Annotated in this window: 20 protein-coding genes; 9 read left to right on the top strand and 11 right to left on the bottom strand. The window is 40.3% G+C overall.

The genetic code is table 11. From position 1 onward, the window contains the following. Positions 1–73 precede the first annotated feature (73 nt). The 3 genes from B9Y87_RS16255 to hemH all read right to left on the bottom strand — a co-directional run bounded on the left by B9Y87_RS16255 (position 74) and on the right by hemH (position 3146). Complete coding sequence (locus B9Y87_RS16255) at positions 74–625, bottom strand: CopD family protein (protein ID WP_085500030.1); 552 nt, start codon at positions 623–625, stop codon at positions 74–76. 95 nt (positions 626–720) lie between these two features. Next, positions 721–2115, bottom strand: coding sequence for an MATE family efflux transporter (locus B9Y87_RS16250; RefSeq protein ID WP_085500029.1), 1395 nt, complete (start codon positions 2113–2115; stop codon positions 721–723). Continuing rightward, positions 2115–3146 (bottom strand): ferrochelatase, encoded by a 1032-nt coding sequence (hemH, locus tag B9Y87_RS16245; RefSeq protein ID WP_085500028.1) that lies wholly within the window; start codon positions 3144–3146, stop codon positions 2115–2117. Before hemH ends, B9Y87_RS16250 begins: the two co-directional genes overlap by 1 nt. 317 nt (positions 3147–3463) lie before the next feature. Between hemH and B9Y87_RS16240 the strand changes: the two genes are divergently transcribed. The 3 genes from B9Y87_RS16240 to B9Y87_RS16230 all read left to right on the top strand — a co-directional run bounded on the left by B9Y87_RS16240 (position 3464) and on the right by B9Y87_RS16230 (position 9260). Continuing rightward, positions 3464–4537, top strand: coding sequence for a mechanosensitive ion channel family protein (locus tag B9Y87_RS16240; protein WP_085500027.1), 1074 nt, complete (start codon positions 3464–3466; stop codon positions 4535–4537). Between the two features lie 123 nt (positions 4538–4660). After that, a complete protein-coding gene (locus B9Y87_RS16235; RefSeq protein WP_085500026.1) occupies positions 4661–8194 on the top strand; it encodes a TraB/GumN family protein in 3534 nt (1177 codons plus the stop codon). Between the two features lie 223 nt (positions 8195–8417). Next, the gene (locus B9Y87_RS16230) at positions 8418–9260 is read left to right on the top strand and encodes an N-acetylmuramoyl-L-alanine amidase-like domain-containing protein (RefSeq protein ID WP_085500025.1); all 843 of its coding nucleotides are present in this window, start codon (positions 8418–8420) and stop codon (positions 9258–9260) included. A 123-nt stretch (positions 9261–9383) separates the two neighbouring features. Here B9Y87_RS16230 and B9Y87_RS16225 read toward each other — a convergent pair whose 3' ends face one another. The 4 genes from B9Y87_RS16225 to B9Y87_RS16205 form a co-directional block, all read right to left on the bottom strand. Next, entirely contained in the window at positions 9384–11171 is a 1788-nt protein-coding gene (locus tag B9Y87_RS16225; RefSeq protein ID WP_085500024.1) for an SGNH/GDSL hydrolase family protein, read from the bottom strand. Positions 11172–11177: 6 nt separating this feature from the next. After that, a complete protein-coding gene (locus B9Y87_RS16220; RefSeq protein ID WP_085500023.1) occupies positions 11178–11681 on the bottom strand; it encodes a GyrI-like domain-containing protein in 504 nt (167 codons plus the stop codon). A 592-nt stretch (positions 11682–12273) separates the two neighbouring features. Beyond that, a complete protein-coding gene (locus B9Y87_RS16210) occupies positions 12274–12723 on the bottom strand; it encodes an FKBP-type peptidyl-prolyl cis-trans isomerase (protein WP_085500021.1) in 450 nt (149 codons plus the stop codon). 157 nt (positions 12724–12880) lie between these two features. Then, complete coding sequence (locus B9Y87_RS16205) at positions 12881–14347, bottom strand: Gfo/Idh/MocA family protein (RefSeq protein WP_085500020.1); 1467 nt, start codon at positions 14345–14347, stop codon at positions 12881–12883. Between the two features lie 481 nt (positions 14348–14828). On the opposite strand from B9Y87_RS16205, the gene B9Y87_RS22330 reads away from it, so the two are divergent. Next, positions 14829–14957 (top strand): hypothetical protein, encoded by a 129-nt coding sequence (locus B9Y87_RS22330; RefSeq protein ID WP_262483186.1) that lies wholly within the window; start codon positions 14829–14831, stop codon positions 14955–14957. A 16-nt stretch (positions 14958–14973) separates the two neighbouring features. Here the strand turns inward: B9Y87_RS22330 and B9Y87_RS16195 are convergent, their stop codons facing one another. From B9Y87_RS16195 to B9Y87_RS16180, 4 genes are all read right to left on the bottom strand, one after another. Then, positions 14974–15420 (bottom strand): GNAT family N-acetyltransferase, encoded by a 447-nt coding sequence (locus B9Y87_RS16195; protein ID WP_085500018.1) that lies wholly within the window; start codon positions 15418–15420, stop codon positions 14974–14976. A gap of 71 nt (positions 15421–15491) precedes the next feature. Continuing rightward, on the bottom strand, positions 15492–16274 hold the full coding sequence (locus tag B9Y87_RS16190; protein WP_085500017.1) for a glycoside hydrolase family 16 protein: 783 nt from the start codon (positions 16272–16274) through the stop codon (positions 15492–15494). Positions 16275–17177: 903 nt separating this feature from the next. Further along, positions 17178–17987: a ThuA domain-containing protein gene (locus B9Y87_RS16185; protein WP_085500016.1), complete on the bottom strand. Its 810-nt coding sequence runs from the start codon at positions 17985–17987 to the stop codon at positions 17178–17180. A gap of 218 nt (positions 17988–18205) precedes the next feature. After that, positions 18206–19096: a helix-turn-helix domain-containing protein gene (locus tag B9Y87_RS16180; protein ID WP_085500015.1), complete on the bottom strand. Its 891-nt coding sequence runs from the start codon at positions 19094–19096 to the stop codon at positions 18206–18208. A 204-nt stretch (positions 19097–19300) separates the two neighbouring features. On the opposite strand from B9Y87_RS16180, the gene hemA reads away from it, so the two are divergent. The 5 genes from hemA (at position 19301) to B9Y87_RS16155 (ending at position 24213) form a co-directional block, all read left to right on the top strand. Further along, positions 19301–20557: a glutamyl-tRNA reductase gene (hemA, locus tag B9Y87_RS16175; protein WP_085500014.1), complete on the top strand. Its 1257-nt coding sequence runs from the start codon at positions 19301–19303 to the stop codon at positions 20555–20557. Continuing rightward, the gene (gene hemC / locus B9Y87_RS16170) at positions 20554–21465 is read left to right on the top strand and encodes a hydroxymethylbilane synthase (protein WP_085500013.1); all 912 of its coding nucleotides are present in this window, start codon (positions 20554–20556) and stop codon (positions 21463–21465) included. Before hemA ends, hemC begins: the two co-directional genes overlap by 4 nt. A gap of 31 nt (positions 21466–21496) precedes the next feature. Continuing rightward, positions 21497–22174: a uroporphyrinogen-III synthase gene (locus B9Y87_RS16165; RefSeq protein ID WP_245808727.1), complete on the top strand. Its 678-nt coding sequence runs from the start codon at positions 21497–21499 to the stop codon at positions 22172–22174. Positions 22175–22258: 84 nt separating this feature from the next. Further along, a complete protein-coding gene (gene hemE, locus B9Y87_RS16160; protein ID WP_085500011.1) occupies positions 22259–23290 on the top strand; it encodes a uroporphyrinogen decarboxylase in 1032 nt (343 codons plus the stop codon). 173 nt (positions 23291–23463) lie between these two features. Then, on the top strand, positions 23464–24213 hold the full coding sequence (locus B9Y87_RS16155) for an EI24 domain-containing protein (protein ID WP_085500010.1): 750 nt from the start codon (positions 23464–23466) through the stop codon (positions 24211–24213). Positions 24214–24224: the final 11 nt, after the last annotated feature.

Raw genomic sequence — 24224 nt, 5'->3', positions numbered from 1 at the left:
TGAAATCGATTTTAAATCATAAAGGTAACAATTATCGCGCCAAAACGGATATCCATATGAGGTCAAGTAGTACTTAGGCCTCCGGATTTTTTTCGCGGATACGTTTGTAGAGTCTTATGCCCAACATTAATAGAACTCCCAGCACAATAATACCGACAACACCAAAAATCCAATTGAAGGTGCCCTTTAAAATCACCAAAAAAACCACTGCAAATAGAATTAAGGTCGCCCCTTCGTTCCAGATGCGCATAAATTTGGAAGTGTATTTCACCTCATCGCGCTGCAACTGTTTAAATATCTGATGATTTTTTAAGTGATAGGCTATCAGCAATAATACAAAGGCAAGTTTTATATGCATCCAAGGTTGTTGCAACCAGGCCGGATACAAAAACAATAACCATATAGCAAAGAAGGTAGCTAAAACGGCGGAAGGCCAAGTTATGATAAACCACAATCTCTTGGTCATCAATTTCAATTGATGGCTCAGAATCTCCCGTTCCGGAGACGGTTTCTGATCCGCTTCGATATGGTAGATAAACAATCGGGGTATATAGAACAAGCCCGCAAACCAAGTAACAACAAAAATGAGGTGCAAGGCTTTTATATAGTTGTAATAATCGGTCATAAAAGTTCTATTGTTGCGTAAAGATAGTAGACGGATTTCTGAAAAACTAATATAAGTATCGGGACTACTTAATTTTCCAAAATTGGCTTATCAAGTTAAAGCCTATCCTTGGCTGTGACTAAAGTCGACCTCACCTCTTTCCTTAAAAAATAACCAGTAACCAGCGTGGCCAGTACATCGGCAATGGGAAAAGAGATCCAAACCCCCAGTTCTCCCAAGTAATTTGGCAAAATTAAAATGAGCGGTATAAAAAAGAAGCCTTGCCGGCTCAAGGTCAGCAGTAGTGCCGGTACGGCCTTGCCAATGGCCTGAAAATAGGCGGCTCCTATCAATTGAACGGCAATGATCGGTGTCGCAGCAAAGACCCAGCGCATGGCCGAGGGGGTGTGTTCCAAAACATAGGTATTCATGGCCAGTTCCAAGGCCGACATATCAGGCTGGCTGCTCAAAAATAAGGCGGCAATCTCTGCCGGAAAAATCATGAGTCCCACAAATACTATAAATGCCAAGCCTGCGGCATAGAGGATGGCGGTATTGATCGATTCTCGTACCCTTTGGTATTTTTTGGCCCCATAATTGAATCCCGCAATGGGCAGGAAACCTTGGGTTACCCCAAAAACAGGGAACAGGGCAAACATAAGCATCCGAGCAATTATGGCATAGACCGCTATCATGGCCTCCCCTCCCAAACCGAAGAGGATATTGTTCATCAATAAATAAATTAAACTAATTACGGCCTGCCTGGACAAGGTAACGAATCCCAAAGCCCCAATCTCCTTTAAGATTGGACGATGCAATCCAAAATGTGACCAATTCAATTTTAGTTCCGAATTTTTGGAAAGAAAAAAATACAGGATGTAGGCAAAACAAAGAACATACCCAATGGTGGTTGCCCAAGCAGCCCCTTCCATTCCCCAGTCTAAGACGTAGATGAAGATATAATCCATCAAAAGATTGCCTACCGAAGGAATTATCATGGCGTTCATGGCAAATCTTGGTTTGCCCTCAGCCCTAATAACCGTATTTCCCATCATACATAGGGCCAGAAACGGCACCCCGTACAGAACAATGGTATAATATACCTTTGCTGGTCCAAAAATATCCCCTTTGCCACCAAAGGCAGGGATAAGACTATTTACATAATACAGCCCCAATATCACCATGACAATGGTGACCAGAAGTGTTAGGCTAATTTGGTTTCCAAAGGTCCTTAACGCCTTTTCCTTATTGTTTTCTCCCAGAGCGCGGGAAATAATGCTAGAACCCCCTATACCAATGGCCATACCCAGGGCTGCTATAAAAAAGGATACCGGAAGTACTACATTGATTGCCGCTATGGCTATGGAACCTATCCAGTTGCCGACGAAAATAGAATCCACCAGAACGTTCAGCGACATCACTAAAATTCCGATAGAGGCGGGAACTGCCTGTTTTACCAACAGTTTCCCTATAGGTTCACGGCCCAACTGTTCTGAGGAAACCTTGGCCATTACACTGGTAGTGTTTCCTTAGTCTGCCAATCCCCGATCCATTTTACCATTAAATTTACCCATGCCTCGTTATCATTGAGACAGGGAATATGCTTGTAATCCTCACCACCTGCTTCCTGAAACTGGTGTTTCCCTTCCATGGCGATCTCTTCCAGGGTTTCCAGGCAATCCGCAACAAAGGCCGGAGTAATTACTGCCAAACGCTTTATACCCTCATTTCCAAAACGCTCAAACTCAAAGTCGGTATACGGTTTTAACCAAGGGTCGTTGGGCAATCTAGACTGAAAGGAAAGGCTCACCTTGTCATTGGAAAGACCCAGATTTTCCTTTACTTTTTCTGTCATTTCATAACACTGATGGCGATAGCAGGTATGGTGTGCCACCGAATTGGTCTTACAGCAACTTTCATCTATCTTACAATGAAATTTTGTGGGATCCGACTTTCTAATATGTCGTTCAGGAATACCATGATAGGAGAATAGGATATGATCGTATTCAAACCCTTTTAATCCTGCCGCAATACTTTCTGAAAGTACCTTAATATAATCTCTGTTATTATAGAACGCGGGTAATGTTGTTATTTTGATCTTAGGAAAAAATTCATCCTTGACCTCCATGGTCTTTACCACCACGGTTTCATAGGAAGACATGGCATAATGCGGATATAAAGGCACCAACAACACCTCGTCCACCCCTTTCCCGGACAGCTCAGATAGGGCATTCTTTATCGTCATACTCCCATAACGCATCCCCAAGGCTACCGGAATTTCACTTTGCTTTTTTACCTTATCGGCAAAGCGCTCAGAGATTACTATTAAGGGAGATCCCTCTTCCCACCATATCTTTTTGTAGGCTTCGGCCGATTTTTTGGGCCTGGTTTGCAGAATAATCCCGCGTACTATTATATTCCTTAACCATTTTGGGACATCAATAACTCTTTCGTCCATTAAAAATTCATCCAAATAAGGTTTAACATCCTTAGGTGTGGGACTATCCGGGGAACCTAAGTTAACCAACAAAACTCCTTTCATTCTTCCTTTTTTTATCAATTTACCTGTACGACAAAAATAACACTTGCAGCCCAACTATAATTTAAATCCTTTAAATAGTTTATCTATACCCCATAGACAGCACCAATTTAAGGCCAAAGACACAACTTAACTATATTAATACCGTTGAGTATTTTAAGATTCCGGGCGATTTTTGTTGAGTATCTATACCCTCCAGGTTTATATAGTGCGAATTTGGAGGGATTTAAAGGTTAATCGAGACAATTTACCCACCCGAAATTTTTATATTGAATGGATTTTACTAAGTTAAGGTCATAATTAATCTAAGCCGGACCTATATGGAGCAAATATTTGAAAACATAGACAACCAGTCCCTCCTATACGCTTCAGGTACTTTTGTCCTTTTGACCATTCTATATATCAGCACTTATTTTATCCTGCTTAAGTTGGGGAGTAACCCTAAATATCTAGTGCCCAAGGATGTCATGAAAAGGGTGAGTATGCCACTTTTTATACTATTCCTGTCCTTTTTATTACGCTCAAAATCGCTTCACACTTTATTATACCTGAACGATTATAGTTTTGTCATTAAGAAATCAAGTACCCTGCTGATCATATTTTCAATTACCTGGTTGATTTTAGTGGCTTTAAAGGTTTCCAAAAATTTGATCATCAATAACTATGATATTGGAACTTCCGATAATTTAAAAGCTCGAAAAATTTATACCCAATTTAATATTCTTGAACGAATCTTTATTGTAGTGGTCATAATATTGGCTTTGGGAGCAGCCTTGATGAGTTTTGAAAGTATACGGGAAATAGGGGTAAGTCTTTTTGCCTCTGCAGGGGTAGCGGGTATAATCATTGGTTTCTCCGCACAAAAACTAATTGGAAGTATCCTGGCCGGCATACAGATAGCCTTTACCCAACCCATAAAGTTTGATGACGTGGTGATAGTGGAAGGTGAATGGGGACGTATTGAGGAGATTACACTGACTTATGTTGTGATTAAAATTTGGGACAAAAGGAGACTTATAGTGCCAACCACCTATTTTATAGAAAAACCGTTTCAGAATTGGACCAAAACATCCGCAGATTTAATGGGAACCGTTTTTATACATACAGATTATCGGGTTCCCTTCGATAAGCTTAGAGAGGAACTCACCAGGATATTGTCGTCCACAGATCTATGGGATGGAAAAGTGAACGTGCTTCAAGTAACGGATGCCAAAGCCCAAAGTGTAGAAATTAGGGCACTAATGAGTGCCGTTGACTCACCCACGGCCTGGGATTTAAGGGTTTTGGTACGGGAAAAACTGATTGGTTTTTTACAAGAAAATTACCCGGAAAGCCTACCTCATACACGTTTGTACCTTAAAGACGGACTTACAACCAAAACTTTCCAAAAATAGACAACCATACATTAAGTGTGGCATGAAAAATGGAGCGTTAAACCAAATAAAAAGTTAATTATGCCCTAAGCTTTTATTCCTAATAAATTTTGAAGCATTTTTAACTAAAATTTGAATTTTGGTATGCGCATTTACTTAGGTTTTCTTTTTCTAATGATTTCCCAGGGATTTTTTGCCCAAGAAGAGAACAGTCTTCTTTGGGAAATATCGGGGAATAACCTGAAAAAATCCTCCTATTTGTACGGAACCATGCACGTAAGTCAAAAAATCGCCTTTAGGTTGGACGATGTTTTTTACGAAGCCTTGGACAAAAGTGAAATTGTGGCCCTGGAATCTGATCCGGATACTTGGTTGGATGATTATGGCAAAATGCGCGGTAGTAGCATAGGCTTTGGAACCGGATTTGTAACCAAAGGATTTTATATCTATCCTTTTGCCATTAAAAACCCCAGTAAGGAAATAGTCTCTTCTTACCTTTCCTTGGATGATCGGCTTGTGAACAATATCCTTTACCGAACCAATGAAAGTTCCCAAAATTTTGAGGAAGAAACCTATTTGGACATGTTCATTTATCAGGCAGGGAAAAAGTATTCCAAGCCTATTAGGGCCTTGGAGGATTTGGAGGAATCCACTGCCTTGGTCGGTAGGGCCAATATGAATGCCATGAAACCCAAACCGGACGAATGGCTTCAAAAAAAGATGCAGACCCAAGATGTAATGTCGCTTTTGCAGGATGCCTATAGGGAGCGCAATATCAATCTAATTGATTCTTTGGACCAGGCCATGTATACCGAGCATTATTTGCAAAACATGCTCTATGCCCGCAACAAAAACATGGTGGCACGTTTGGACTCCTTAATGCCTACGGCAAAAGTATTCGCTGGGATTGGAGCAGCCCACCTCCCTGGGAAAAAAGGGGTTATTCAACTTCTTAGAAATATGGGGTACGACGTTAAACCGCTTACCTCCCGGTTTACATACAAAGGTCGCGCTTTAAAGGATTCCTTGGAATCCAAAACCCTTAGTAATGAATATAGTACCAGGACTCCAGATGATGGGCATTTTAGCCTTCTTTTGCCCAACAAGCTATATCCAATAGCGGAATATACCAATACCACCTATATTTCGCCCGACTTGGCCAATGGTAGCTACGTAATGGTGAATCGAATTCCCACTTTTACCTTCTTAAAAAAGGACTACACCTACTCATTGGATGATGTGGACAAATTACTGTTCGAGAATATTCCTGGAAAGATCCTTGAGAAGACCAAAATAGAAAATGGGACATATCCCGGTTTGGACATAAAAAATCAATTGAAAAACGGCGATTTTCAACGGTACCATATCTACATCACTCCTTTGGAAATACTCATCTTTAAAATGAGCGGGCAAGGGGATTATGTGGTAAAGCATTCCGATACCATTTTTAACAGCATCAGCTTCAAGTCATTAGAAAAAAAACGAACGGTACTTTTTTCGGAATTCCATGATTTTGAAATTGAAATGCCTTCCCTCTATAATTTTACCAATCGCAAAAGAAAAGGCAATCGATTTATTGAGGCAGTTGATCCAGAAACCTCTTCCTATTTCTTTCTTAAGAAAGCCACCCTAAACGATTTTAATTTTATTGAGCAAGATACCTTCGAGCTAAAACAAATTCAAACCAGATTTTATCAAGATCTAAAATTGGAACCGGAATATGGTCCGTTCGATGGTCAAAGCCTATCTTCTTCTGCAAAGTTTGACCCCACTGGCCTAAAACGACTTTATTTAAAGACCATTATTTGGGAAAACAACTACTATCTTCTTGGTAGTGTAACTAAAGACAGTACTGAAGCACAGCAATACTTCGATTCTTTCAAAATTAAGGAACCAAATTATACCGAAGAGTTTAAAAAAATACAGGATACTGCTTTATTCTTTTCTACCCTAAGCCCCGTTGATCCACCAAAATTTGTTGAAAACAGTAATAATTACTACGAACGACACAAGAAACCCAAACCCTATAGTGCCTACACCAAAAAATCCATTTACCAGAACGTAAATAATGAGGCCATCCTAGTGACCGTAAACAAGGCCCATGATTTTCTAATGTTTCCCAATATCGATTCCGTTTGGCAGCTTAGGAGAAAATTGTACCGTCAGAATACCTTTAACATTATTAGGGAGGAACGCCCAAAGTACCATGAAAAATATCATGAAATAAACCTAACCCTAACAGATACAGCCAGTACCAGGGGAATATTGATAAAGAACATCGTTAAGGGCGGGCTATTATACGAAGTGAAGGCCTTAATAGATACCGTTAAGGCCCCCAGTAGATTCATCAAGGATTTCTTTAACAATTTTACACCTACAGACACCATAGTGGGTTCCTCTATAGTAAGCGATAAAACCTCAGATTTCTTTAGGGCCATTAGACAAAACGACAGTATAGTCCATGATGGGTATACATTTTTAAAGTTCAATAAAAAACACGCCGATTCCTTAAAATACTATATATCGGAGTTCGACTTTAAAGACAATCAGAAGTATTTGCAGGCCAATTTAATCCAAAAATTGGCCGAAATGCCAGACGTTGATGCCACAAGTTTCTTTGAGAACTACTATGCCAGATCCTACAACAACTCCAAGGCACAAACAAAAATATTACAGGCCATTAGCAAAAACCAAAATGAAACGTCATTAGAACTACTCTTACGACTAATGTCCACCGACTTGCCCTTGGTATCGAGCAAGCAGGAGATACAGAATATTTTCCAGCCCTATCTGGACAGTCTGCCCTTGGCCCGCAAACTGTTCCCCGAAATATTGGACTACAGTGCCATAGAAGAATATAAATCACCTATATTTTCCATGCTGGCTAAGCTAAAGGCCCGCGGATTGATAAAGCCAAAGAGCTACAAAAAATATAAAAACCAGATTCTCAACGATGCCAAGATCCAATTAAAGAGGCAACTAGGCCTAACCATGGACCTTTTGAACGAGGATATTGCCAGTAGCAGTAGCAATAATAATTACGACATATTGGAGAACTATACCGTGTTACTATACCCCTTTATCAAGGAAAGTGAGGTAGCCCTGTTCTTTCAACGCCTGTCCACCGTAAACGACCCACAAATACAAGCCTCATATGTGGCCCTTCGCCTGAAAAATGAAGAAAATCCATTTTTCGGTCCCAATAAAATATCGGCAAACTCCATAAATTCACTGGCTGAAACTGCAGAAAACCGCTTGTTGCTTTTTGAAAAATTGCAACAAATTGGACAATTGGATTTTTTCCCTTCCCATTATAGAAACCAAAAAGCCATAGCAGAGTCCATTCTCTACAAGAACCTCGATTTGGATCTTGAACAGCATTCCATAGAATTCGTCAAGGACCAAAAAATGTATTATCCATCCACCAATTATCATGGTTACTACTTTAAAGTAAAAGATCAGGATAGCTATACCAACAATTTAAAAATGTACATGTTAGTGTTCAAAGATTCTGATCATATTCAGAGTAAGCCCTACTACATCAACAAAGGGTTCAATATAACGGACATCAACACTGAAGAAGAAGTATTGCACTTAACGACCGAAGAGTATCATTTAAAAGACAGGCAACGTGCCATAGTTAACAATCCTTCGATCTATAGTGGCTTTATGCATTAAATATGGAAACGGAAAAACCAATATAATTCCTTAGATTAATGATAGTTAATGAATAATGGTATACATGCAAAAAATCCAATTGCTACAAATGGACAAGGTTGGGCCCAAATAAATCTATTGAATAAAAAACCGTTTGGAATAAATTTATTTATGGTAAAATTTAAACATCATATTTACATTTAGTTGTACTAGTTTATATAAAATAAACATTTAATAAAATTCTATGAAACATTTCCTTTTTTCGATTCTTATTTTGTCGCTTATCCCTAACGGATTTGCCCAAAATCTAATTTGTTCTCCTCAAGATAGGAATGCCTTTGAAATTAAGATGCAGGCCATTTCCAATTTGGAAAAACAGACGGTTGGTGAAAATATGGTGTCCGTCGGGAAGACCTTCATAGGAATTCCCTATGTAGCCAAAACTTTGGAAATTGGAGAAAAGGAATCCTTGGTCATTAATTTACAAGGATTGGACTGCACTACTTTTGTAGAAAATGTTATGGCATTTTCCCTTATGCGAAAGTACAACAAAAAAGATTTTGACTCTTTTACCGATTATCTAGAAACCATTCGGTATAAAGATGGAAAGCTCAATGGTTACGCCTCACGACTGCATTATTTTTCCGAATGGATCGCCAACAATGAACATAAGGGTCTATTAAAGGATATGACCTCCCAAATAGGAGGCGTGGAAAGCCAAAAGGCCATTAATTTTATGAGTACACATAGGGAACTGTATCCATTTCTCAAAGATGCCGACAACTATGCAAAAATTCAGGCTTCGGAAGAATTTCTTAAATCACAGTCCATCTGCATCCTTCCTCAGGACCAGATCCAAGCAAATGAACATTTGATACAATCTGGCGACATTATAGCCCTGACCACTTCCATAAAAGGCTTGGATATTACGCATACCGGAATTGCCACAAGGGAAGCTGACGGAAGAATACATCTACTACATGCTTCCACAGGGTCGATGGAGGTAGAAGTCTCTAAACAACCCTTGGCCGATTACCTAAAGGGCATAAAAAGCAATACGGGGATAATGGTAGCACGACCCTTATAGGTTATTGAACGTTTGACCAAGAATTGGCTTCTGTTAAATGGTTTGGCCATGACTCTATTCTTACATCCACCGTTCAAAAAATAGGAAACTATTAAAGGCAATACTATTTTACTTAAGAAACTTCTATTTAGTACCTTCCCTAAGGATCGCATTCAGTTTCTTGCCCACTTTTCGGTAGCCTTTTGCATTGGGATGCAAACCATCCGAGAAAAGACTGGCATTAATTTTATTGCCCTTGTCCAATAACACACCACCGATATCTGCATAATCCACATTTTTAGAGGTCGCCAATGCAGCTATTCCCGTGTTTAAATTACGCATACGCTCCTCCTTGTCTACTCTTGGAAACAATCCAAGCAACAATAGTCTAGCTTTAGGCTGTCTCTCTTTTATAGCATTGATCACCATTTCCAATCCACTGAGAATCTCTTCATCCGTATTGAGGTGTTCGTTGTTGGTACCAATCATCAAGACAATTTGCTCCGCCTCAAAGCCGTCCAATTCATCGTGATATATTCTCCAGAGCACATTTTCCACCCTATCCCAACCAAAACCAAAATTCCGTACCTCCAATTCGTCCAAATTGGCCTTCCAGGAATCTGCCCCGCTGCTTAAAATTGCTTTTGGAGAACCGCCCCAATAATGGGTTATACTATTTCCAAAAAAACATATTTTGGGAGCACTATCCCTATTCATTCTTAACAATTCCTGATGACGACCCTCCCAAGGGTACAATTCTGGCTCCCTGGCCTGGGTTACCGGAATTGTTGTGGAAACACTTCCAATTGGCTCCTTTAATATCTCCCGTAAGGCTTTTTCATAGGCCACTGCATATTCCATCATTCCCAAATCTGTTGGATGGGTACCATCCACAAAACTCTCCATGGACAGATTCAGTTCTGCCTTGGTCAATAAATGAATATCCCTTAGCCCATCGGACTTTAATTGCCCAAAGGCCTCCTTGACAATTCTATTTAAATCCATAGAGGTCTTGTAACGATCAGCATCCACGGCACCATCAGAATAACCACCGTGCTCCACCAACAAAATTGGTGTTGTGGGATGCTTTGTTCTTATCTGTTTAACACCAGACATAATAAGCTGCCGTACATCCTCCAAGGAACGATCTTTAGTGGCACTCAAATTTGGCAGACAATCCAGTACAAAGATTTTAGCATCCAATTCCGTAATAAAATTAATTACCTCCTCTTCCATTCTGCCATTTCCTGAAAATGCCAAATTAATAAGTGGCCTTTCCAATTTTCTTTCCAAAATAGAGGTCCACGCCATTCCTGGACGCGAAGCACAGGCCCCCTGGGCTATAGATGTTCCGTATACCACTATAGGTTTCTCCTGCCTTCGGGGCAAAGGTTCCATTACCGCATTTTCCGGCACACCAATTTCCAACCATTCCACTTCATTGTAAAGAGGCAGGTACAACTGGTACTCTCTTCCCTTATCATGATATTTTTCTTTAGGATCGATGTTGGAATATTTGTACTGAATGGTATCGGCAAAGGAATATTTGCCTCTAAACCATCTCCAATCCCCATCACTGGTCTTAGCATAAAGATCTACCCCGCTTACTCCGGTTGCCGGCATATGGGGCATGGAATGGTTCCCTTTAACCTTGTACCTAACGGTAATGGATCTGGCATCAGTTCTAAACCTAAGGGAAAGTCCTGCTGCATGTTTGGACAAGTTCCAGACCGCTTCCCGGACTACCCCCTCGGCCTGCTTTGGAAAACGGTGATAAGTTGAAGCAACCTGACTGGGCCAAGCTTGTCCTTCAACGACCAGGGAATTAGATTCTGCCGGATTCCACCAAGATATAGCAACATCCTCTTGGGCCGTTGAATATTGAAATAACAGGATTATTGTCCATAAACCTAAAAGTGACTTTCCTTTCATATCTTTTTATTTTTGATTTTTTCTTTTGATAGGTACCCAAACCTCTTCTTCCGAACTTGGGTCGTTGTTCCTGTATTTATCTCCCATAATCTCAAAATGCTCCCTATGATCCAATTGATATTCCGATTTTGGCAACCATTCCCCAAAAATATATTGCGCCGTCCTTGGAAATGAACTGGGCAACCCCCTATGTACAAAAACGGCATACAAACCTCCAGACAAGGTATAGGAAACCATTCCTTCGGGTATTTTGGTATAATCCTTCACCTCAACTGCCGCCCATTTCTCAAATTGGGTAGTTAAATTAAATTCTTTAACGTTAAGCAGACTCATATATACCTGCATACTTATCAGGTCTTTGGACAAAGCATTCCCAATTTCCTTTCTTCTGCCCATAAATTCCTGCCAAAGTTCTTTGGTCCTATCTTCCGCCAAAGACATTACCATTCGTTTACCGATCAATTTTTTTTCCGCCATCACTTCAATACCTCTAAACAAATCTAGACCCATATGACCTATTCACTTATATTATGGAGACAATTAGATATTATTTTCCATTTGGGAACCAATAAAAGGTATTCTCGGAGCCAAAAAATAAAGGAATAATAAATCCATCCACCAAACCCAGAACGGCCCACAACAAAAAGGCGGAACTGAAACCAAAGGCATTGAACCTAAAAGGCTGGTTCATAAAATTCAGATAAATCATCTGTTTCATTCTCTGTTTCTGCTTCACTCCTTGGCAAACAACTAAGACTGGGACGGCTATAACTTTCCTGGAATTATTTCCAAACCTTAAATATAAGGACATGATGTATTATGAAGAAGAATTTTAAGCAAGATTCCACTTTTGTGAAGCGAATTAAGAAAGAAGTATTGCTATTCCATGATTTATTTTCAAACTAGTTGGTCGGTAGAACTTCTTGTTAGGCCAAATATAGGCTTGTAAAAAAGCACTTCGTCGGCGATTAAAACACAAAATCCGATATTTTATCAACTTTACATACTCGACAAAAAGTAAAAACCAACCTTGTGGTTGGTTTTTGAGATTGTTCTCAGTTTTGGGCGAATGCCATAGGGCAAGTAAAAAAGATAAGCGATCTTAATTCACAGAAAGCAAAGAAACCTCGAAAATAAGTACCGACCCCCCAGGGATTCCGTTATAATCCTTATTACCATATCCCAGATGGGCGGGCACCAATAATATTCCGCTCCCACCTTCTTTAAAATAAGTAATCCCCTCTGTCCAACCTGCTATAACCTGGTTTAAACCAAAGGTAATTCCTTCCGCATCACTTTGATCGAAGACCGATCCATTAAGAAAATATCCTTTATAGGCCACCGTTACATTGGAATTGGCCTCTGCCTGTGTTCCCGAACCTTCTTCTTCAATTACATAATATAGTCCCGAATTACTCCGCACGGCGGTTAAATTGTTCTCCTGAACATATGCCTGGATATCCGCTTCGTTCTTGGCAACATAATCAATGTCCTTCTCTGTATCACAAGAGATAAAAAGCAAAAAGGCCATTGCAAAAATTGTAATCTTCATATTTATTTTTTTAAACGCCAAATATAGCAAAATACCCGACGCAGACTAAGTCCTTAATTCCAGTGGACTAATAAATTTAAGTTAATTGTTTAAAACAAAACACCCTTAAAAAACTTAGTAAAAAGCCTTTAAGGGTGCTTTAAAATCTACCAGATTTTTAGACTACAAAGCCTGGCCTGTAATTTCTCGTAACAAACTGATTTGCTTCCTCAAGATTGGTAATGCGCATATTCTCCCCGTCCCAAAGTAATTTTTTACGGGCAAAGAACTCCATTTTTCCTTTCTCGTTTTCTCTTTGCAACAAATAGCTTCGTATGGCAAGATTCCCCATAAGAACAGTTTCTGTCATAGGTCCGGCATAATCAAAGGAAGAAGTTAGTCCTAGGTGTTCCTTACTACCAAACCCAGCCTTACAGGCATCAATCCATAAGCGTTGATGTCCGTATTCCGGTTCATCATTGGGTTCCACTTCAGGACCAAAATCCGTTGAGCCATCGTTCATATACAACTTTGGCATTAATGGGGAGCTATCGTTGATATTGGTTGAAATAATTCCCTTTTCCCCTATCATCAATACCCCGTTCTGACTTCCTTTTCCACCAATTTCGTGATCTGCCGGGATAATTTCTGGATGGGCCGGTCTTATACCTCCATCGCTCCAAGTCATCTCAATAGGTGATTTACTTTTATCCGTAGCCCCAAAATGCAAGGTGATGAATGATGAAGCCGGACAACCTTCCGGATGGTAATCCGCATTCCACATATTGGTATAAACTGCACCTACACTACATTCTGCATCTGTAGGATACTTAAGTCCCAAGGTCCTAAAAGGAATATCGATCAGGTGACACCCTACGTCTCCCAACGCCCCAGTACCGTATTCCCACCAACCTCTCCAACCAAAGGGGTGCAAATTGGGAGTATAAGGTCTAAATTCCGATGGCCCTAACCATAGGTCCCAATTAAGGTCCTTAGGTTTTGCACTTGGATCCGGTTTGGGAAACGCACCACCCTGAGGCCAAACAGGTCTATTGGTCCATACCTGCACCTTTGATATCTTGCCAAGTTCCCCAGAATCTACCCATTTTTGAACCATGCCCAATAAGGGATTGGAACCTCCTTGGTTCCCCATTTGGGTCACTATTTTCTTGCTTCTGGCCATCTCGGTCAGCATTCTTGCCTCCCGTATGTTGTGTGTCATTGGTTTTTGCACATATACATGTACCCCGCGTTCCATGGCATAGGCAGCGGCAGGTCCATGTACGTGATCAGGGGTGGAAATGGTAACGGCATCGATCCCTTTTTCCTTGTCCAACATCTCCCTGAAATCTGCATAAAGTTTTGCTTTTGGAAAGAGTTCCACTGATTTTTTAGCCGATCCGGAGAAATCCACATCGCACAAGGCTACTACTTTTTCCCTTCCTCCTACAGAGGCATTACGGATATCACTGGCCCCTTTTCCCCCGGCACCAATAGCCGCAATGTTCAATCGGTCACTGGGAGCGGTATACCCAACTCCTCCAAGTACATGCCTAGGCACAAAAAAGATGGAGGAAGCCAAAGCCCCTTTCTTAATAAATGATCTGCGTGAATCCACAGATTTATTCGATTTTTTTTTCTTCATAGTTGTTGATTATTACGGTTTACATTATTGATCCATTCCCAGGCAAGTATATTCCCTTTCATCCCATACGTACACCAAAGGCCGAAATAAAAGGTATTGACACCTACCTTCCCCAATTACAATATTCTTTTAAAGGTAAAGAATCCAACGAAAGTTTTGGTGTACGACTTACTAGGGCTTCTGTAACTCCATTTCTCTTTCGGCAAGTAACCCTTACCACAGTTTCCTATGATTTAAGCCGAACTTTAGCAACATTGCACCAAACTACCAAACATTCCAAATTGTACTAAACACTTCTAAGAATCTACTGGGAAACAGCAAGATAAAACATATTCAAAGACATTTTGTCTAAGATTCTCTCAAAAACTACTATAATTTTAACCCTAGGAAAAAACCTTGTATATGTTGGACTGGAGAGGTAAGGAAATTAAAAAAAACTGCTTAAGTAGCTGGCCAACCCTATCCAATTGTAAAATTTGCCATGCCAGTTTCCAATTTACATCCAGAAATGGCAGGATACTTCACAATTGAGCGGGCAGAATCGGCAAGTGCAAAGGAAATCGACGATATTCCATTTCAGCTGCAGCAAAAGGTAAGGCCGCAACATTAATGCATGGCTAAAAGGTTTAGTCCTTTTTAATCAGAGCTTCCGTTTTAAGCACATAAATGCGACTTTCCTTTTCCTTAAAGCCCAAACTTTTATATAGATTAATAGCTTCTATGCGCTTATCCGCGCTAAAAAGGAGGATTTCGGTAAGGCCCTTATCCTTACCCAATTCTACCAATTTTTCCATTAGTTTCCTCCCTATGCCCTTTCCACGGTGTTCCACATCTACCACCACATCCTCAACCCAGCCTTTAACACCGGATATTACGGTATAGGTGCACATTAAGGCCATTCCCAACACCTTGTTACCGTCCTTACAATAAACCAGGCAAATAGGATTTTCCGGATCGAGCACCTGTTTAAGATTTATCTGCTTTATGTCGGCATTCAACTGGCGGAACAATCCTGCCAACTGTTGCTCAAGATCAGCGTTTATATGGGACTCTTGCAGAAGGGCTATTTTCATGGCTTATTATTAATATTACCAACTTAGGGTTATGTTAATTTGCAAATTTAATTAAACTTATTCGGTCATGCTTAATATCCTTCCTTCTTTTGGTAAACCTTAACATAGTCGACCATAAAAACATCTGGGAAAATGGTTTTTAAGATCTCTTCCTTGTTGCTGGGATATTCCATACTCAAAATCATATACTCCTCTATATTGGATATACCGTCCGTAACCTCATAATACTTATAACCATCCACATAAAAAATATATTTGTCCGGAAACCATTCCAATCCAAAAGTATGAAACCCTAAACTTACGCCTCTACGGTAACTCTGCATTCCCTTCGTAGATTGTTGATTGGGTCCGTAGGCCCAATGTACATTATGGGATACATTATCGGTACCCAATTTTTTAAAAAACTCCATTATATCTATTTCAGCCCCAAATTTGGACGGATCTTCCCCCTGGCTAATCTGTGGCGACTGCAGCCAAAATGCGGCCCATACCCCCTGCGATTTCTGTAATTTGGCCCTACATTCATAATAACCATATTTGGACATAAACTTACCTTGGGTACCCACGGCACTGCCCAAAAGGGAATCTCCTTTTTTAAGGGCGTATAATTTTAAATATCCATTTTCAACTTTTACAGCCTCCTCGGATACAAAGGCTATGGCCCTAGGCCCCACTCCTCTTACTGCCCATTTAGAAGTATCCAAAGTTTTACCCTTAAATTGATCTTCCCACACTAATTTATAACCATGCTTTTCAGGATTAAACCGTTTTTTGGACATAGGTCCCTGGGCCGGGCGTTGTGCAAGGGCAAATCCTATAACGAATAGGAATAAAAATACAGGCGATAATTTCATAGGAATGGATTTGTATACTTCAGAGCTTGTTCAATATAAAAATTTTTGGCTAATAGCACCTTGAAGCCAAATCAAGTTATTTGGAAAATTTACAAGACCAATTTTGGCGGACAAAATATTTCGTTTACGCTTCGGACCAATAGCAAGGTAACACACCTAAAGCAAGATTATCTGGCAGATTGTATCAAAAACTGCTACAATTTTAACCATTAATTCAAATACCCAAGGACATGCCTTTCTGTGGACAAATGTATGCCCACCAGACAGCGGAAGAATGCCACCGCTAACATTTCGGGCAAGCTACGGGACATGCAAATCCCAGTTTGTAAGTAAAGTATTTGGGTGTGTCCCTATCGGGCCGGGCTTTCCGCTTCAAGTCCTCGGCTACTGGCCTGTGGGCTTTTCGCTGCTATCCCTCACACCAGTACACAGTACAATTGGGCAATCCAACCCACTGGTCGGTTCCCGTTAAGTCCGGACATCTCGATAAGACATAATACTTCGATAAAAAACGCCACAATATCTATGAAATACGACTATTTTATCGTTTGATTGCCCTAAAACAGAACTAACCGACCAAACAGTTTAATTCAGAATTGATCTATGGCCTAAAATACTACAGATTTAACTACCATAAATATATAATTTAAACCACATTGGGCGGCATATTCAACAGCTTGGATGTTATATTGGCATATGCCCTGCAACTAAAATCATACATTAAAAAGGGTCCAGATAGAATTAAATAAAAAAAGTCCTGCGAGATTGTTACCGACACACTAAATAAATTTTAGTATTGGTTGATTGGATGTCGATAGAACCTTGCAGGACTACAGTAAAGGTTGGTGGTTATTAAAATTACAAAGTATTGGCAGTCAACTTTGTTTAGTACATGCCTATGGGTTAATTCCTCTTCAGGCAATATTCGATTCCGCCCACCAAATGCTGACGGAAATTAAGGTCGTCAAAAGCTTCCTCCGTATGTCCCAAGCCAGTGTAAAAGGCGCGTCCGCCATCATACTCATGGTACCAGGCAATAGGGTGGTTATCACCATTTTTACCTCCTTCATATGAGCTTTCATCCAGTTTCATGAGTACATTAACGTCTGGATTAATATTTTTGTAATTGTACCATTCATCAAAATGGGTCCAGATATCGGCCAAGTGTTTGGTTGCTGGATGGTTATGGTCCACTACGTTTATTGTAGCCGTTTGTTGTTTGGGGTGACTTAAAAAATAGGCCCCAACCAATTTGTTATACCAAGGCCATTCATATTCTGTATCCGCCGCAGCATGAACCCCCATAAAACTTCCGCCGTCTTGTATATATTTTTCAAAAGCCGCTTGTTGCTCGTCTCCCAAAACGTCCATAGTAGTGCTTAAAAAAACCACCAATTTAAACTTTTTCAGATTTTCGCTATTAAATTGAAGGGAATCCTCGGTATGGGAAACGGCAAAATTATTGGCAACGCCCAATTTTACGAAGGTAGCTACCCCTTTTTCAATGGATTTATGGCGAAAACCATTGGTTTTGGAAAAAACCAAAACCCTATCTTTGGCCAATACATTGGCAGATATTATTTTTTCTGGAATTTGAACAGGCGTATTGTGAAGGTTTGGGTTTAGCGTCACTTCCTCCTGTATTTTGGTGCTACCGCATCCAATCACCGTTACTAGCGCAATCAAAGCAATAGTACATCTAAATAAGCGCATAAAAATTTTCGATTATCAATTTGAAGTTCTAAATATCTAAAATTTAAGGCAACAAAACACAAAATTTATCATTATTTCCAAAATATACCAGAGTTCTCACAATTATACTCCTTCTTGTTAGAAATAAAAATCCCCAACTTTAAAGGCAGCAGAGGGAACGGCACAAAATCAAAAAACCAATAATATTCTGAAAAAAATAAACCGAACATCAATACAACCTATCCGCTGGCCAGTGACATGAGGTATTTTTTTGGTGTGGTACTGTACTTTTTCTTGAAGGCCGCAATAAAATGACTTGAAGTGCTATAACCCACCTTTAGTCCAACCTCATTTACATTGTGTTTGCCCGATTCCAACATTTTACGGGCATATTCCATTTTGTAATCGAATAAAAAACTATATACAGAATCCCCATATATCTGCTTAAATCCTTCCTTCAACTTCTTAAGGCTAAGCCCAATTTCTTCCGATAGGTCCTGTAAACTAGGTGGTTCTGCCATTCTAGAAATAATTATTTCCTTGGCCTTCCTAATGCGTTTAACGTTATCCTCGTCCACTAAAAAAGGGCATTGTTCCACATCGGCATCCTGACTCTTATTAAAATAGAGTGAAATTAATTCATATACCTTCCCCTTTATATACAGCCCCTTTATGGAACGATGAAGGTTATAATTCATTACCTGACTCAAAACAACTGCTATGGCAGGGGATACGGCCTCTTGCGAATAGTACTTTTTATCTTTGTTATCCGGACTTAAAAAAGGTATATAATCGGCCTCCTTGGAAAATAGGGAATGGAATTTCCGGATGGTCATTATTATAGAGACCATCCAGGAATTGGCATTCAAAACCAAATTTAGCGGTAAATCTACCTGGGTATTGTACAGGAGGAGGGAGTTATCCTCATTGACCTCCAGAACATACCTTCCTTCATTAAATACAAACTTGGCACTGCCCTTCAGACAGAAATGAAACTGAATAAAGGAACTGTCAATTTCCCGGGTAACCGTCTGGTTATGAATACCATCGTTTTGGATTTTTAATACGTAGAACCCGTCTTCAATTAACACTTCCTCGAATGACCCTTGAGCGATATTTTCTTCCTCCATGTCGACATTAAATTAAATATATCTATTTAGAAACGTTCTAAATTACAATTGACAAGAATTCCCTTAACACTGCTAAAATATACTATTTCCAGAGTTTTAACACCTAAAACAGCGTAAAAAAACCACAAACGATACTAATTGTTCCTCTAGCGTTATTTTTATAAGTTTGATGCCCTTATTTTTGTGGCGCTCTCAAGAGTACATATGAAAGATTATCATATTTCCAAACATAATTCATTTTATACCATTGGCCTTAACTACAAAAAGGCGGATGCCGAAGTGCGTGGTAAATTTAGCCTGGATGAGCATGCCATAGAACGCATACTGGAACAGGCCAAACTGATAGGCCTGGACGGTCTCTTGGTAACTTCTACCTGTAACCGTACCGAATTGCATGGATTTGCACAGCACCCCTACCAGTTAATAAAATTATTGTGCGATAATACTCATGGCACCGTAGAGGAGTTCCAGGAGGTAGCCTATGTGTATAAGAATAACGACTCCATTAATCATCTATTCAGGATGGGTACTGGATTGGATAGTCAAATTTTAGGCGATTTTGAAATTATTAGTCAATTACGTCAGAGCTTCAATCGTTCAAAAAAGCAGCAAATGGCCAATCCATTCCTGGAGCGTTTGTGCAATTCCGTAATCCAAGCCAGCAAAAGAATAAAAAACGAAACCGATATTTCTTCAGGCGCCACATCGGTAGCCTTTGCCTCGGTACAGTATATCATAAATAACATTCCCGACATATCCGAAAAAAACATATTGTTGTTCGGTACGGGAAAAATAGGTAGAAATACCTGTGAAAATTTAATCAAGCATACCAAAAATTCGCACATCACCCTTATCAACCGTACCAAGGACAAAGCTGAGCGAATAGCAGGTAAATTTAATCTGATAGTCAAAAATTACGGGGACTTACAGACCGAAATCAGAAACACCGACGTGCTTATCGTAGCTACCGGTGCGCACTCGCCCACTATTTCCAAAGAATTGATCTACACCAAGAAGCCTTTGCTGATCTTGGATCTTTCCATTCCAAAAAATGTATCCGACAATGTAACGGATTTGGAGAATGTTACCGTAATCCATCTAGATCATCTATCCCAAATGACGGATGATACCTTGGAGAAAAGGAAGGAATCCGTACCCCAGGCCGAAGCAATTATTGAAGAAGTAAAGGACGAATTTATAAAATGGTTGGAAACTAGAAAGTTTGCTCCCGTAATCAAGGCGCTTAAGAAGAAATTGAAGACCATGAAGGATGAGGAATTGGATTTCCAAAGCAAGAAACTTGTAGATTTCAATTCCGTACAGGCCGATATTATCTCCGAGCGAATCATTCAGAAAATCACCAAACAATTCGCCAATCACCTTAAAGATACCGAAATAGATTCCGATACCAGTTTAGAGCTTATACAACGAGTTTTTCAACTAGAATTGGAGACTAAATGAGTAAAATAATACGCATTGGTACCCGTGATAGTCAGTTGGCCCTCTGGCAAGCACATACTGTTCGGGACCAATTGGAATCCCTTGGCTATAAAACCGAAATAATTTCCGTAAAATCTACCGGGGACCTACTCTTGGACAAGCCTTTATACGAATTGGGCATCACTGGAATATTTACCAAAACCTTGGATATAGCCATGATCAATGGCACCGTTGACATTGCCGTACATTCCATGAAAGATGTGCCCACCCGTCTTCCCAAGGGAATTGTTCAAAGCGCTGTTCTGCCAAGAGCCAATACCCATGATATTTTGGTCTATAAAGATTTGGAATTTTTAAAATCCAACGGTACCATTGCCACCGGAAGCTTACGTAGACAGGCACAGTGGTTAAATAAGTACCCTACCCATAAGGTGGTAGACCTTAGGGGCAACGTAAACACCCGACTTCAAAAACTTCAGGACAATCCTTGGAACGGTGCTATTTTCGCAAAGGCAGGTTTGGAACGCATAGAAGTACTTCCCCAGAACCATATAGACTTGGATTGGATGGTTCCGGCCCCGGCCCAAGGTGCTATGGTAGTTGTTAGTATGGAAAACGATACGTTTTCAACGGATGCAGTTCGCCAGCTGAACGATTCCGATACAGATATATGCACCCATGTGGAAAGGGAATTTTTGCAGGTATTGGAAGGCGGATGCACCGCACCCATAGGCGCCTTGGCCAAAATAGACAAGGACAGGCTCCATTTTGAAGGAATTTTGTTGTCCTTGGACGGGACACAAAAATTATCCATCACAAAATCAATTTCCCCCCAAAATTATACCGACTTCGGAAAATTGTGCGCCCAGGAAATTTTAAATGACGGAGGCAAGGAAATGATGATAAAGATAAAAAAGAAACTGGGGTAACCCCTGCTCGGCAACTAGAACCCAAAGTACAATGAGCATGACCATTCTATCCACCAAAATTCTGACTTCCTCCCAAAAGTCCATTCTAACCAAGGCCAACATCACGGTTGAAGATTATGACGCCATCAAGATAGACTACCTAACCACCCAAATAGACCAGAATTTCCAAAATATCATTTTCACCAGCCAGAATACCGTAAAGGCTTTTCTACAGATGGTAGGGGCCCAAAACCTTGCAACCAATAAATACACAGCCTTTTGCGTCGGTGAAAAAACAAAGTCGCTTTTAGAATTAAATGCCATAAATGTCATGGAAATGACACATTATGGAGCAGAATTGGCGAAGATATTGGTAAATAAATACCCAACTGAATCTTTTTTATTCCTGTGCGGTGATAAAAGACGGAATGAAATTCCCTCATGGCTAACAAAACATAAAGTAGTCTTTAAGGAACAGATAGTATATCAAAATAGTCCAAATCCCATTACCTTTACCTCCGATTTTGATGGCGTATTGTTTTTTAGCCCCAGCGGTATAGCTAGCTTTATAGCCCGGAATACAATAAGAAATAGCGTTGCTTTTTGCATTGGCACCACCACCGCCACCGAAGCGCAAAAGCACAGCAAAAGGATTATCATTGCTGAAAAACCTACAATAGAAAGTGTCTTGGATAAGGTGGTAGAATATAGAAATACAATAATGAACTAAATATGGCCTCTTTAACGGACATCCCTGCCGAATTGATTGTTGGGAATGCGATGAACTAATTAGGCAATAATACAGCTATAAACTATGAGTATTAAAAACGATTTATTCTTAAGAGCATTAAAAGGAGAAACCGTAGAGCGTCCCCCAGTTTGGATGATGCGCCAAGCAGGAAGATATTTACCGGAATTTATGGCCATTCGGGAGAAATATGACTTCTTTACCCGTTGTAGGACCCCTGAACTGGCCAGTGAAATTACGGTACAGCCCATACGCAGGTATGGTATGGATGCCGCTATTCTGTTTAGCGATATTTTGGTGATTCCCCAAGCCATGAATATAGAGGTACAAATGAAACCCAATTTTGGGCCCTATCTTCCAAACCCTGTACACGATCAAAAAGGAGTGGATGAAGTTATAGTCCCTGACGTAAACGTAGAACTGGATTATGTTATGCAGGCCATAAAAGCCACTAAGGAGCTGTTGAATAACGATATCCCCTTGATCGGATTTGCGGGTTCCCCATGGACCATTCTTTGCTATGTGGTGCAAGGACAGGGCAGCAAGACCTTTGATAAGGCCAAGGAGTTTTGTTTTACCAATCCGGTAGCGGCCCATCAACTGCTTCAAAAAATCACCGATACAACCATAGCCTATCTAAAAGCCAAAGTAAAGGCAGGCGTAAATGCCGTTCAGGTTTTCGATTCTTGGGGAGGTATGTTGTCGCCAGTGGATTACCAAGAATTTTCGTTCCAATATATACAACAGATTATAGATGCCCTTAAGGACGAGGCTCCCGTAATCGTTTTTGGTAAAGGATGCTGGTTCGCCTTGGGCGATATGGCCAAATCTGGAGCTGCTGCCCTTGGAGTGGACTGGACCTGTTCTGCAAGAAATGCACGCTACCTTTCTGGGGGCAATATAACCCTTCAGGGTAATTTTGATCCTGCAAGATTGCTATCGCCCCCAGCGGTAATCAAAAAAATGGTCACCCAAATGATCAATGAATTTGGAAAGGATAAATATGTAGTCAACCTAGGTCACGGTATTTTGCCCAATGTACCCCTGGACAACGCCAAAGCTTTTGTAGATGCGGTAAAGGAGTACCGACAGAATTAGAAGGGCGTATCCCTTTTTTCCTTGAAAAGCGGAAAAAAAGGGTCGCGCTTTCCGTTATATCTTTTATTTTTATGGAACTGTTGCCTTGATTATCTAAAAAACAAACGGCACAGCACACAGAATTCCAAAAAATAAAAGGATGTCACTGCAATCGCTTACGCAAAACCAAAAGTATGACCAAAGATATACTGAGCGGTATTAAGGCCTATTTTGGCACCTTTAAAATCATTTCCCAATTGGGGCTTTGGCGGTATTTTTGGATTCCCATATTGATCAGTGTAGTAAGCGCCGTCTTAATTTTTACCTCTGCTTATGGACTTTCAGACAATATTGGCGGATTTCTTTCACAATGGTGGACTTGGGACTGGGGAAAGCAAACAGTGATTCTGATCAGCGAAATCTTTGGCGGGCTTCTAATAATTGCATTTGGCTTTATGCTGTACAAACATATTGTCATGGCGCTCTCAGCACCCTTTATGAGCCCTGTTTCAGAAAAAATAGAAGCCCACTTATTAGGAAAAACGCACGTAGACCATAGAGATACTAATTTCACGGAACAACTTTGGCGTGGCATCCGCATCAATCTAAGAAACCTGATGATGGAAATTTTGTTGACCATCCCAATTTTGTTAATTGGTTTGATTCCGGTAATCGGATTGGTTTCAACTGTGCTTATATTTTTAATACAGGCCTATTATGCCGGTTTTGGCAATATGGACTATACCTTGGAGCGACATTTTAAATACACTGAAAGTCTAAATTTTGTTCGAAAGAACAAAGGCATTGCCATAGGCAACGGAATTGTCTTTATGTTCTTTCTTTTTATTCCGGTAATTGGTGTAATTCTAGTGCTGCCACTATCGGTTACCGCTGCGACCATAAGGACAGTAGAACTATTGAAAGTGGAAAAAGAAATTGGATAGCATAGGACCTG

It is taken from the genome of Arenibacter troitsensis (assembly GCF_900177645.1).
GTDB lineage: Bacteria > Bacteroidota > Bacteroidia > Flavobacteriales > Flavobacteriaceae > Arenibacter > Arenibacter troitsensis.
Note: the sequence above shows the minus strand (reverse complement) of the source record. Positions and strands in the feature narration are given on the sequence as shown.

Bases quoted from the DNA above. Each gene is read 5' to 3' on its own strand.
- B9Y87_RS16255 (WP_085500030.1), bottom strand. From the start codon at position 625: ATGACCGATTATTACAACTATATAAAAGCCTTGCACCTCATTTTTGTT.
- B9Y87_RS16250 (WP_085500029.1), bottom strand. From the start codon at position 2,115: ATGGCCAAGGTTTCCTCAGAACAGTTGGGCCGTGAACCTATAGGGAAA.
- hemH (WP_085500028.1), bottom strand. From the start codon at position 3,146: ATGAAAGGAGTTTTGTTGGTTAACTTAGGTTCCCCGGATAGTCCCACA.
- B9Y87_RS16240 (WP_085500027.1), top strand. From the start codon at position 3,464: ATGGAGCAAATATTTGAAAACATAGACAACCAGTCCCTCCTATACGCT.
- B9Y87_RS16235 (WP_085500026.1), top strand. From the start codon at position 4,661: ATGCGCATTTACTTAGGTTTTCTTTTTCTAATGATTTCCCAGGGATTT.
- B9Y87_RS16230 (WP_085500025.1), top strand. From the start codon at position 8,418: ATGAAACATTTCCTTTTTTCGATTCTTATTTTGTCGCTTATCCCTAAC.
- B9Y87_RS16225 (WP_085500024.1), bottom strand. From the start codon at position 11,171: ATGAAAGGAAAGTCACTTTTAGGTTTATGGACAATAATCCTGTTATTT.
- B9Y87_RS16220 (WP_085500023.1), bottom strand. From the start codon at position 11,681: ATGGGTCTAGATTTGTTTAGAGGTATTGAAGTGATGGCGGAAAAAAAA.
- B9Y87_RS16210 (WP_085500021.1), bottom strand. From the start codon at position 12,723: ATGAAGATTACAATTTTTGCAATGGCCTTTTTGCTTTTTATCTCTTGT.
- B9Y87_RS16205 (WP_085500020.1), bottom strand. From the start codon at position 14,347: ATGAAGAAAAAAAAATCGAATAAATCTGTGGATTCACGCAGATCATTT.
- B9Y87_RS22330 (WP_262483186.1), top strand. From the start codon at position 14,829: ATGCCAGTTTCCAATTTACATCCAGAAATGGCAGGATACTTCACAATT.
- B9Y87_RS16195 (WP_085500018.1), bottom strand. From the start codon at position 15,420: ATGAAAATAGCCCTTCTGCAAGAGTCCCATATAAACGCTGATCTTGAG.
- B9Y87_RS16190 (WP_085500017.1), bottom strand. From the start codon at position 16,274: ATGAAATTATCGCCTGTATTTTTATTCCTATTCGTTATAGGATTTGCC.
- B9Y87_RS16185 (WP_085500016.1), bottom strand. From the start codon at position 17,987: ATGCGCTTATTTAGATGTACTATTGCTTTGATTGCGCTAGTAACGGTG.
- B9Y87_RS16180 (WP_085500015.1), bottom strand. From the start codon at position 19,096: ATGGAGGAAGAAAATATCGCTCAAGGGTCATTCGAGGAAGTGTTAATT.
- hemA (WP_085500014.1), top strand. From the start codon at position 19,301: ATGAAAGATTATCATATTTCCAAACATAATTCATTTTATACCATTGGC.
- hemC (WP_085500013.1), top strand. From the start codon at position 20,554: ATGAGTAAAATAATACGCATTGGTACCCGTGATAGTCAGTTGGCCCTC.
- B9Y87_RS16165 (WP_245808727.1), top strand. From the start codon at position 21,497: ATGAGCATGACCATTCTATCCACCAAAATTCTGACTTCCTCCCAAAAG.
- hemE (WP_085500011.1), top strand. From the start codon at position 22,259: ATGAGTATTAAAAACGATTTATTCTTAAGAGCATTAAAAGGAGAAACC.
- B9Y87_RS16155 (WP_085500010.1), top strand. From the start codon at position 23,464: ATGACCAAAGATATACTGAGCGGTATTAAGGCCTATTTTGGCACCTTT.